General features: G+C 68.9%; 9 protein-coding genes. 1 reads left to right on the top strand and 8 read right to left on the bottom strand.

Features of this window, described 5'->3' with window-relative positions:
* Positions 1-60 precede the first annotated feature (60 nt).
* Positions 61-714: a tRNA-uridine aminocarboxypropyltransferase gene (locus tag AC1RDS_RS11905; protein ID WP_492227038.1), complete on the top strand. Its 654-nt coding sequence runs from the start codon at positions 61-63 to the stop codon at positions 712-714.
* 99 nt (positions 715-813) lie between these two features.
* Here AC1RDS_RS11905 and pabB read toward each other — a convergent pair whose 3' ends face one another.
* From pabB to AC1RDS_RS11865, 8 genes are all read right to left on the bottom strand, one after another.
* Positions 814-2,616 carry an aminodeoxychorismate synthase component I gene (gene pabB / locus AC1RDS_RS11900; protein WP_492227037.1) on the bottom strand — a complete coding sequence of 601 codons (1,803 nt, stop codon included), beginning with the start codon at positions 2,614-2,616 and terminating at the stop codon, positions 814-816.
* Positions 2,613-4,412, bottom strand: a complete 1,800-nt coding sequence (locus AC1RDS_RS11895) for an SWIM zinc finger family protein (RefSeq protein WP_492227036.1) — start codon at positions 4,410-4,412, stop codon at positions 2,613-2,615. The genes pabB and AC1RDS_RS11895 overlap by 4 nt, the downstream gene beginning before the upstream one ends.
* A gap of 84 nt (positions 4,413-4,496) precedes the next feature.
* Positions 4,497-5,615 carry a quinolinate synthase NadA gene (nadA, locus tag AC1RDS_RS11890; RefSeq protein ID WP_492227035.1) on the bottom strand — a complete coding sequence of 373 codons (1,119 nt, stop codon included), beginning with the start codon at positions 5,613-5,615 and terminating at the stop codon, positions 4,497-4,499.
* Complete coding sequence (gene nadC, locus AC1RDS_RS11885) at positions 5,612-6,481, bottom strand: carboxylating nicotinate-nucleotide diphosphorylase (RefSeq protein WP_287876453.1); 870 nt, start codon at positions 6,479-6,481, stop codon at positions 5,612-5,614. Before nadC ends, nadA begins: the two co-directional genes overlap by 4 nt.
* Positions 6,482-6,674: 193 nt before the next feature.
* Entirely contained in the window at positions 6,675-7,988 is a 1,314-nt protein-coding gene (gene fahA / locus AC1RDS_RS11880) for a fumarylacetoacetase (RefSeq protein ID WP_287876452.1), read from the bottom strand.
* A 147-nt stretch (positions 7,989-8,135) separates the two neighbouring features.
* Positions 8,136-8,672, bottom strand: coding sequence for a VOC family protein (locus tag AC1RDS_RS11875; RefSeq protein WP_092696848.1), 537 nt, complete (start codon positions 8,670-8,672; stop codon positions 8,136-8,138).
* 44 nt (positions 8,673-8,716) lie between these two features.
* Complete coding sequence (locus tag AC1RDS_RS11870) at positions 8,717-8,947, bottom strand: DUF2783 domain-containing protein (RefSeq protein WP_244273598.1); 231 nt, start codon at positions 8,945-8,947, stop codon at positions 8,717-8,719.
* A gap of 12 nt (positions 8,948-8,959) precedes the next feature.
* Complete coding sequence (locus AC1RDS_RS11865; RefSeq protein WP_092696849.1) at positions 8,960-10,651, bottom strand: FAD-dependent monooxygenase; 1,692 nt, start codon at positions 10,649-10,651, stop codon at positions 8,960-8,962.
* Positions 10,652-10,665 lie beyond the last annotated feature (14 nt).

Below are 10,665 nucleotides of genomic sequence, written 5' to 3'. Positions count from 1 at the left end.
ACAGCGCTTGGCAGATTACTCAAGCGCTGCAGTGTCGTTGGATTTGACTCTATTTTTTAGATGCGATTGCCCTGGCATCCCGCCAGCCGCCCGCGCTGCCCCGCCTGCCTGCGCCCGCACAGCGCCTGCATCTGCCGGTGGGTCACGCCTGTGGAGCACCGCACCGAGGTGCTGATCCTGCAGCACCCGGGCGAGGTGCATGAGGCCAAAGGCACGGCCCGGCTGCTGCACCTGAGCCTGCCGCACAGCCGCATGGAGATCGGCGAACAGTGGGACCCCGGCGTGCTGCAGCCGCTGCTGGCCGCGCCCTGGGGTGCACCGGACGCGTCAGCCCCCTCGCGCCGCACCCTGCTGCTCTACCCCGAGGCGCCCCAAGACGCCGCCCTCGGCCTGGCCACCCCACCGCCGCTGGACCCCGCCTGGCTGCCAACGCCACAGCGGCTGCGCCTGGTGGTGCTCGACGGCACCTGGCGCAAAAGCCGCAAGATGCTGCATCGGAACCCCTTGCTGCAGCAGCTGCCGCGCCTGCCGCTGCAGGCACTGCCCGCCTCGCGCTACCGCATCCGCATTGCACGCCAGCCGCACCAGCTCTCCACCCTGGAAGCCACCTGCGCAGCGCTGGCGCAACTGGAAGCCGACGCCGAACGGTTTGCGCCCCTGCTGGCCTCGTTCGATGGATTTGTAGCGCAGCAGGCGGCCTGGCAGGGCCGGTAGCTGCGGGCGACGAACGCATCTGATTGACCCAAATACTACAAAGACAAGCGCTATCAGCGCTTTACAGATAAGCGCCAGAGCCAGAAAACACGCGCCACATCAGGGCACCAGCTCGGCCGCCAGCCAGCCGCGCAGGCTGTTGATGAAGGCCCAGGCCTGCACGCGCGGCACATCGGCCAGGCGCACCACGGCCTCGGTCAGCCGCCCCTCGCGCAGTGCCACGGCGCGGCCCACGCCGGGCAGCAGGCCACAGGCCAGCGGTGGCGTGACCCAACGGCCATCGATCAGCATGGCAATGCTGCCGAAGGTGCTTTCGGTGATCTCGCCCGCCTCGTTGTACAGCACGGTGTCGAACACACCGGGCGTGGTGGGCGCAAAGGCCGCGTAGTGCGCACGGCGCGTGGTTTTGTAGCGCACGAATTCTCCCTGCGCCTCGGCCAGCGGTCGGCTGGCCAGTTGCAGGCGCACGGGCTCAGGCGTGGGCTGCAGGGCAAAGGCCTCGGCGCGGGGCTGGCCACGCTCGCCCAACAGCAGGCGCACGCGCCATGCGCCGGCGGGGTGGCTGGCGGCCAGCGCATCTAGGCAGTGCTGCACGGCGGCGGCATCGAACGGGCGGTTGAAATGCTCGGCCGCACTTTGCAGGCGGGCCAGGTGATCGCCCAGATGGCGGAACCGGCCTGCTTGCAGCGCCAGGGTTTCGAGCAGGTCGAACGGCGCGCTGGCGCGCAGGGCAAAGGCGCGTTTGTGGCGCCATTCGGCCCATTCGGCATCGGCCGTGGCGCCCGAGGTGATGCCGCTGCCGATGCCGCAGGTGGCCGTGGTGGTGCCGTCGGCCCCGGTGCGCAATACCACGGTGCGGATCGGCACGTTGAAGGTGGCGGCCACGCGGTGGCAGCCATCCGCACCAGCCGCGCCCGCAGGCCGCACCACGCCAATGGCGCCGCAGTAGATGCCGCGCGGCGCGGCCTCCAGCGCCCGGATCATCTGCATGGCGCGCACCTTGGGCGCACCGGTGACCGAGCCGCAGGGGAACAGCGCGGCAAACACATCCCCCAAGGTGGTGCCGGGCCGGGTGCGCGCCTGCACATCCGACGTCATCTGCCACACGGTGGGCAGGGCCTCGGTGTGGAACAGCGCGGGCACGCGCACGCTGTGGGGCTGGGCGATGCGCGAGAGGTCGTTGCGCAGCAGGTCCACGATCATCACGTTCTCGGCGCGCTCCTTGGGCGAGGCGCGCAGGTGGGCGGCCTGGGCGGCGTCTTCTGCGGGCGTGGCGCCGCGCGCTGCCGTGCCCTTCATGGGGCGCGTGAGGATGTGGCCGCCACCGGGCGCGTCCTGCCAGTCAAAAAACAATTCGGGCGAGACCGAGAGTACCTGCTCGCCGCCCGCGTCGATATGCGCCGCGTAGCCGCCGGGCTGGGCACGCTGCAGCGCCGCAAACAGTGCGGCGGGGCTGCCCTGGAAGGCACCGGTGAGCGGCGCGGTGTAGTTGACCTGGTAGAACTCACCCGCAGCAATGGCCTGCTGGATGCGGGCGATGGCGACGTCAAAACCGGCGCGGTCGGGGGCACCGGTCCACGCGATGTGCGCGGCGGCAGCCTCCTCGGTCGCATCCTCGGCGGGCCAGGGCATGGGCGCGTCGTACACGGCAAACCAGGCCAGCGGGCCGTCGGCGGCGTGGGTTTGCAGGGCGGCGTCGAAGGCGGCGGCAGCCTCGTAGCGCACATGGCCCACGCACCATTGGCCGCGCTGCGCAGCGGCATGCACGGCATTGAGCAGGCCGCGCACCTCATGCAGGGCATGGGCTTCCAGCACTTGCAACGGGGCATCGAAGGCGTAGCACAGGCGCGGGGCGGAGGAGTCCAGCGGCTGGGCGAAGTCGATCCGAGCCGTACCCCTCATGGCAGGCCTGCGATGAAATTGCGCTTGGGCTTGTACTGTGCACGCAGCTCGGCCAACCACAGGGTCTGCGCCTCGGGCGCAAGGCGCTTCAGAATGTCCCGCACCAGTTCCAGAGGTCTGGCGTAGGGCGAAGAAGCGCCCGCCATCGCCTGGTCGAACACGCGGCGCAGCAACTGCGCGGCGGCGGCATGCTGCCGTGGGGGCAACTTGCGGGCCAGGGCTTCAAGCGTCGGCGCAAAGCAGGAGGTTCCGCTTTGCTGCGCCAGGGCCAGCGCCTCATCAAGATCGCGTTCGGCCAGCAGCCAGTCCACACGCACGCTGACGTCGCGCACCGCCGGGCCGGGTGGGCGCCCGTAGGGGCTTGCGCGCTTGGCCTTCAGGGCTTGCATTTCGTGCTGCTCGGCCCCGGCGAAGAGCTCGGCGCGGTAGGTGGCACGGTCGCGCCCGGCCCGCTCGGCGGCCTTCAGCACGGAGAGATAAATGTCCGGCGACTGGTTGCTACCCAGGCGGCTGCGCCAGATGACCAGCGCCTCGTCGTCCCAGCCGTCGCGCTCGTAGCAACGCAGCAGGTCTTCTTCAATGCGCCAGTCCTGGGGATGGCGCTTGGCGGCCGCCTGCGCCCATTGCAGGGCTTCGCGGTACCAGCCCTGGGCCTCGCACAGGGCCACGAGTTGGTGGAATTCGCCCGCGTCGTCGGCACTGGCGGCCATGGCATCGCGCAGTGCACGCGGGTCGCCCTGAGCTTCGATACTGGCAAGGTAGCGGCGGCGCAGCTGGCTGCGCTGGTGGTCAAAACGGCCGGAGGGCGAATGGCTGCCCTGCCAGCACTCCCAGTCCTCGCGCACGCGCTCGGTGTAGCGGGCCTGCACGGCGGATCCGGCGGCTGACAGAATGGCCCGCTCGTCCCACAGGCCCCAGGGGTCTTCCTCCATGAGCTGGAACCAGCGGTTCACCCACGCGGCGGGCGGTGGCGCGGCGCGCAGGGCCTGGACAAGCAGATCCACAAGTTCTTCCATCAAACCGCCCAGTTCGCCGTCCGAGTCGTCGGCATGCTCCGCCACCTTGTACAGGCTGCGCAGCGCGTGTTCGCACAGCGTGCGCAGCTCGGCCGGGTCGCGCTGAAGCCAAGGCCGCAGCAGCGGCAGCACCCGGCGCGCGCGGCCGATGTAGGTGGGCATCTCGTGCCAATCCAGGTAGTCGCCGCGCAGGCGCAGCATGTCGCCGATGGCGCCGCGCAGGGCCTTGGTGTCGCTGCCCGCGCTGTGCTCGGCCTGCCAGGCCTTGAGATCAGCCATCAGGGTGCGGTCGTTCTCGGCCCAGGTCCAGAGGCGCTCGGCCAGTGCCTGAGCCGTCTGCGCTTGCACGAATCTGCGCAGCACCTCGCGGTGGCTGGCCTGGGTGCGGGCGCGCCGGGCGGCCGCGGTCACCTTGCTGGCGGCCTGGGCGTCGGGCGCGGTCGCTTCGCCGCCCTGTTCGCTGCGCCAGGCCAGGCACAGCGCAACGAGGTGCTTGCAGAAGTTGCCGTCCTGCGCATGCGGGCAGTCGCATTCGCCGTCCAGTTCGTCGTCCTCATCGATCCACGCGCGCACCTGGTAGGCCTGCGTGCCATGCACCACGGCCTGCAGCGCGGCCTGCTCGCCCGGCGCGGGTGCGGGCGCGGGTTCTTCCAGGGTTTCTATGGCGCCGCTGGCGGCATAAGCTTGACCGCGCGCGAACACGGCCGCGCCGCTGAGCTGCCGCAAGGCCGCGTCGGACAACAGGGGGAGCCAGGAGGGTGGGTCGACCAAAGTGGCCATGGATGGCGCGCAGAATATGTATGAAAAATACCTTCAGCGCCTATAAATAAAACACTGAAAACTATCAAAATAAAAGCAAACGCCTCACGCCGCCCCGAGATGGGGCACCAGCCCCGTTGCAGGCTGGCCGCTTTTCAGCGCCGCCGTGAAGGCCAGCATGCGGTCAATCGGCAGGCGCGCGCGCGGGATGATGGCCGGGTCCACCTGGATGGCGTTGGCGCCGGTTTCCAGCACCTGGGCCACACCGGCCAGACCGTTCATGGCCATCCAGGGGCAGTGGGCGCAGCTTTTGCAGGTGGCGCTGTTGCCGGCGGTGGGCGCCTCGTAGAACAGCTTGCCGGGGTTCAGGGTGCGCAGCTTGTGCATCATGCCGTTGTCGGTGGCGACGATGAATTCGCGCGCATCCATCTCCCGTGCCGCCTTCAGGATGCCCGAGGTCGAACCCACGGCGTCGGCCAGGGCGATCACGTCGGGGGGGCTTTCGGGGTGCACCAGCACCTTGGCGTTCGGGTGCTCTTTTTTGAGCGATTCCAGCTCGAAGGCCTTGAACTCGTCGTGCACGATGCAGGCGCCGTTCCACATCACCATGTCGGCGCCGGTTTCGCGGCGGATGTAGTCGCCCAGGTGCCGGTCGGGTGCCCACAGGATCTTCTGGCCCTGGTCTTTGAGGGCGCGCACGATGTCGAGTGCGCAGCTGCTGGTCACCAGCCAGTCGGCGCGGGCCTTCACGGCGGCACTGGTGTTGGCATAGACCACCACGGTGCGATCGGGGTGCGCATCACAAAAGGCGCTGAACTCCTCGATGGGGCAGCCCAGATCCAGCGAGCAGGTGGCATCGAGGTCGGGCATGAGGATGGTTTTCTCGGGCGAGAGGATCTTGGCCGTCTCGCCCATGAAGCGCACGCCGCTCACCACCAGCGTCTGCGCGGCGTGGTCGCGGCCAAAGCGCGCCATCTCCAGCGAGTCGCTGACGATGCCGCCGGTTTCCTCGGCCAGGTCCTGCAGGTCGGGGTGCACGTAGTAGTGCGACACCATCACCGCGTTCTTTTCCTTGAGCAGGCGGCGGATCCTGTCCTTGGTGGCCGCGCGCTCTGCCTGCGACAGCTCGGCGGGGACTCGCGCCCAGGCGTGGCGGGTAGTGCACACGCCGCCTTCGGCAGGCTGCTCGTAATCGACTTCCTTGAGGGTGATGGTGGTGTTCATGCCAGCTCCTGCAGGCGCATCGAGAAATCGGTGGCCTTCACGTCCTTGGTGAGGGTGCCAATCGAGATGCGGTCCACGCCGGTTTCGGCCAGTTCGCGCAGGCCCGCCAGCGTGACACCGCCCGAAATCTCCAGAATGGCGCGCCCGGCGTTGATGCGCACGGCCTCGCGCAGCAGGGGCAGCGGCATGTTGTCCAGCAGCACCATGGTGGCGCCGGCGTCCAGCGCCTCGGCCAGCTGCGCCAGCGTTTCGACCTCGATCTCGATGAACTTCGCCTGTGCCGCCACCTGCTCGGCGGCGCGCAGCACGGCGGTGACGCCGCCGGCGGCGGCAATGTGGTTCTCTTTGATCAGCACGGCATCGTGCAGGCCGATGCGATGGTTGGTGCCGCCGCCCACGCGCACGGCGTATTTTTGCGCCAGGCGCAGGCCGGGCAGGGTTTTGCGCGTGTCCACGATTCGGGCCTTGGTGCCAGCCACCGCCTCCACATAGGTGGCAGTCTTGGTGGCCACGGCACTGAGCAGTTGCAGAAAATTGAGCGCCGTGCGCTCGGCGCTGAGCAGTGCGCGGGCATTGCCCTCGATTTCGAGCACCACCTGGTCGGGGGCGCAGCGCTGGCCCTCGGCCACGCGCCAGGTCAGCTGCACGGAAGGGTCGAGCGCGCGCAAGGCGGCCTCGGCCCAGGGCGCGCCGCAGATCACGGCGGCTTCGCGTGCCAGGATGCGCGCGCGGGTGCGGCGGGCGGGGGCTATCAGGCCAGCGGTCAGGTCGCCGCTGCCCACGTCTTCGTCAAGGGCGCGCGCCACATCGGCACGTGCCAGGGCGGCCACGGCCGCGTTGCTGAAATCGTTGATCGGATTTGTCATGGGCGGGAGCATAGCGGCATTGGCACGCGCCGCACGGCTGCCCGGGCTTCCCCATGGCCCGGGCATGGCGTGCGCCCTCGCGCCGCTTCATACGGTCTTGCATTCAAGCGGATAACTGGGCGGGAAGCCGCAGACAGTGCTCTAGCACGGCAAGGCGAACCAACTATCGTTTACGTTTGAAGGCAAAACCGTATCAGCGCGCGGGCAGCACCGTGCCCCAGCATTCGCCAAAGCCGATGCGCGCTGCACCGGGCTTTTCGCACCAGCCGCGCAGCACGACCGCGTCACCGTCTTCCAGGTACACGCGCTGCTCTCCGCCGGGCAGCTGCAGCGGGTTCTTGCCGCCGGTGGTCAGTTCGATCAGCGCGCCCGCCTGGTCGAGCGTGGGGCCCGACAGGGTGCCGCTGCCCAGCAGGTCGCCTGGCTGCAGGTTGCAGCCATTGACGGTGTGGTGCGCGAGCATCTGCGCCACGGTCCAGTGGGCGTGGCGGTAGCTGGTGCGGCAGATGCTGGCATCGCCCTGCCCGGCCGCAGCCATGCGCGGCGTGCGCAGGCCCACCTGCAGCTGGATGTCGAACGCGCCCCCCGCGCGGTTGGCGGGGCTGTCGAGGTAGGGCAGCGGCGCGGGGTCGCCCTCGGGGCGGGCAAAGGCCACGCGGTACGGTGCCAGGGCCTCCAGCGTCACGATCCAGGGCGAGATGGTGGTGGCGAAGTTCTTGGACAGGAACGGGCCCAGGGGCTGGTATTCCCAGGCCTGGATGTCGCGGGCCGACCAGTCGTTGAGCAGGCAGATGCCAAACACATGCTGCTCGGCTTCGGTGATGGGAACGGCGTCGCCCTGGGCGTTGCCCTCGCCCACGAAGATGCCCAGCTCCAGCTCGATATCCAGGCGTTTGCTGGGCACGACCGAGGGTGTCTGCGCACCCGGCGGCAGGGTCTGGCCCTTGGGCCGGGGAAAGGCCTGGCCCGACACGCCAATGCTGGACACCCGCCCGTGGTAGCCGATGGGCACCCAGTGGTAATTGGGCAGCAGCGGGTTGTCGGGGCGAAACTGTTTGCCGATGTTGGTGGCATGGTGCACCGAGGTGTAGAAGTCGGTGTAGTCGCCAATGCGGGCGGGCACGTCGAATTCGGCCCCGGCCTGGGGCACCAGGCAGGCGGCCAGAGCGGCCTGCTGCGGCGCGCCTTCGCGCAAGGCGCGCGACAGTGCCAGGCGCAGCGCGCTCCAGGCTTTGTGGCCCAAGGCCATCAGGGCGTTGAGCTTGTCGCTGGCTGCGGCCTGGGCCGCAACCTGGGCCTCGCCCGAAAGCACGCCCGCAGAGGCCAGCGCCGCCATGTCGATGATCTGGTCGCCAATGGCCACGCCGCCACGCCAGGGCTCGGAGCGCCCCTGGCGGCGAAACACCGCGAACGGCAGGTTCTGGATGGGGAAGTCGGTACCGGGCGCATGGGCCGAGGGCAGCCAGCAGCGCAGCTGCGGGTCGTGGGTTTCGTTCAGAAAGGTCATGGGTGGGGCAAGCAGGTTCGGTGGGACGGGGTTGAGAGCGGGTAACACAACCCAGCGCAGCGGTTCTGGCTAGGCGCTGTGTCGCAGGCAGTACGAGTCGTACGGCAAGACGCGGCAACGACGCCAGAAGGGCTTTGTTAGCCGCTCTTATTGCGCCATGCTGCCGTCGTGCATCCAGGCGGCGTGCTTGGGGGCGCGGCGGGTTTCGCTCCACTCCTGCAGCATCTCCCACTTCACGGCATCGAGCTTGGCGTACATCTCGGGCGTGCCGATGTCGCAGGCCAGCTCCAGGCGATGGCCGTTGGGGTCAAAGAAATAGATGCTCTTGAAGATGGTGTGGTCGGTGGGGCCGACGACTTCAATGCCGGCTGCTTCCAGGCGGGCCTTGGTGGCGAGCAGCGTGTCCATCGAATCGACCCGGAGCGCCAGGTGCTGCACCCAGCTGGGGGTATTGTGGTCGCGGTCCATGGGCGGCTGGCCGGGCAGCTCGAAAAACGCCAGCACGTTGCCGTTGCCGGCATCCAGGAACACATGCATGTACGGATCGGGGGCCTTGGTCGAGGGCACTTCGTTTTCTGCGATGGCCAGCACGAATTGCATGTCGAGGTGCTTGACGTACCAGTCCACGGTCTGCTTGGCATCCTTGCAGCGGTAGGCGACGTGGTGAATTTTCTGAACCAGCATGGCGGTCTCCTTGGGGGGCGTGGGGGAAACAAAAATTTCGGGATTTACAGGTCTTGCAAGGCCGCCTGCAGATGGCGGCCAAACGTCTCGGCGTCGCCCAGCGCCTGGGCGTTGAGCAGTGCGAGCTTGACCAGGAACAGCTCGGCCTTGTCGGGGCCGGCCTGGTCGATGGCGGTGGCGAGCTGGTCATAGACCTGCTCCAGCCCGGCGATGCCCAGGGCAGGCTGGCCCGGTACGGGCGTTGGAAACGATGTGGAAGGCTGGGACTGGGACACGGTGCGGTCTCCTTACTGGGGCAGTGCGTGGTTCAGGGCCGCCTGCAGGCGGGTGGCATCGAGCGTGAGCCAGCGGGCGCACACATGCTGGTCGGGGCGCAGCAGGTAGGCGGCCCCGCTGGCGGGCACGCCGTAGCGCGCACGGAAATGGCCATCGGCATCGGCCAGGGTCTGGTCGGCGCCGGCCACGGGGGCGCTGGCCCCCACGGCGGTCAGCCGCAGCGGCACGCCCCGGGCGCGGGCGCTGTTCACGACATCCAGCAGGGCCTCGGGCACGGCGGCAGCCTCGGTGAAATACAGCAGGTCAAAGCCGCCGCCGAGGTGGTCCAGCAGGAAGTCGCTGGCCGACAGGCGGATGTTCTGCGGCGGTGCGCCATGGGCCGGGCCGGCCCTGAACAGGGCGTTGTCGTCGCCGGGGCTGTTGAGCGCCGAATGCGTGTACTCGTGCGGCCGCGAGGTGCGCCAGTGGTAGAGGGGGCGCACGAACGCCTGCGACAGCGACAGCGACAGCACGGCATCGCGCAGCAGCCGAAAGCCCCGCGTGGGCGGCGTCATGAAGCGCGTGCTCTTGCCCGACTCTTCGATGATCTCCCGGGCGGCGCCCACGCGTTCGCGGCTGTAGTTGTCCACCAAGGCGTCGCTGGCGACGCCCTTGATGGCAAAGGCCAGGTGCCAGCCCAGCGACTGCGCATCCTGAAACGCGGTGTTGGCACCACGCACGCCAAAAATCGGCAGCAGGTGGGCCGCGTCGCCGGTGAACAGCACGCGGCCATGGCGGTAGTCGGGCAGCGTCAGCGTGCGGGCCGAATAGACCGAGCTCCAGTCCATCTCCCAGGCCTTGTCGCCGTGGCCGATCTGCGCCAGCAAGGCGTTGATGCGGGCGGCCAGCGCGGCGGGTTGCAGCGCGTCTTCGGGGGTTTCGTTCTCGGGCAGCTGGTAGTCCACGCGCCAGATGCCGTGCGGCTCGCGGTGCATCAGCACGGTGTTGCCGGGGTTCCAGTCGGGGTCGAAAAAGGCCAGGCGCTCGGTGGGCAGCGGCAGGTCGATGCGGATGTCGGCAATCACGAAGCGGCCTTCGTACGAGGCGCCCTCCATCTGCAGCCCCAGCGCGGTCCGGATGCCCGACCGGCCGCCGTCCGCGGCCACCACCCAGTCGGCGCACAGCGTGTAGGGGCCTTCGGGGGTATCGACCTCCAGCGTGGCGCCGCTGGCGTCCTGCGCCACCTGCGTGACCTTGTTGCCCCAGCGGAAATCGACCAGCGGCTCGGCCTGGCAGGCGTCATGCAGGTATTCCTCCATGTACTGCTGCTGGATGTTCAGCATGGGGAAAAACCGGTCGTCCGCGTCGTGTGGCGCTTCCATGCGGAACACGCGCTGGCCCCGGTAGTGCGAGTTGCCAAAGCGCCAGGGCAGGCCGTTGTCCACCATGCGCTGGGCCACGCCGACCTGCTGCAGGATCTCCAGCGAACGGCGGGTGAACACGATGGCGCGGCTGCCCTGCGAGACCTGCAGCTCGGACTCCAGCACCACGCTGGCCACGCCGTGGCGTGCCAGCTCCAGCGCCGTGACCATGCCCGAGGGACCCGAGCCGACGATCGCCACCGGGTGGTTGCCCTGGGCCGGATGCTGCGAGGCCAGCCACGGAGCGTGGACCTGGTAGGGGTAGTAGATGGAAGAGCGCGCTTGCGTGGTGGGCTGGTGCATGGTCGGTCGTGAAT

The sequence above is a fragment of the Acidovorax sp. GW823-FHT02H02 genome, assembly GCF_058797075.1.
Note: the sequence above shows the minus strand (reverse complement) of the source record. Positions and strands in the feature narration are given on the sequence as shown.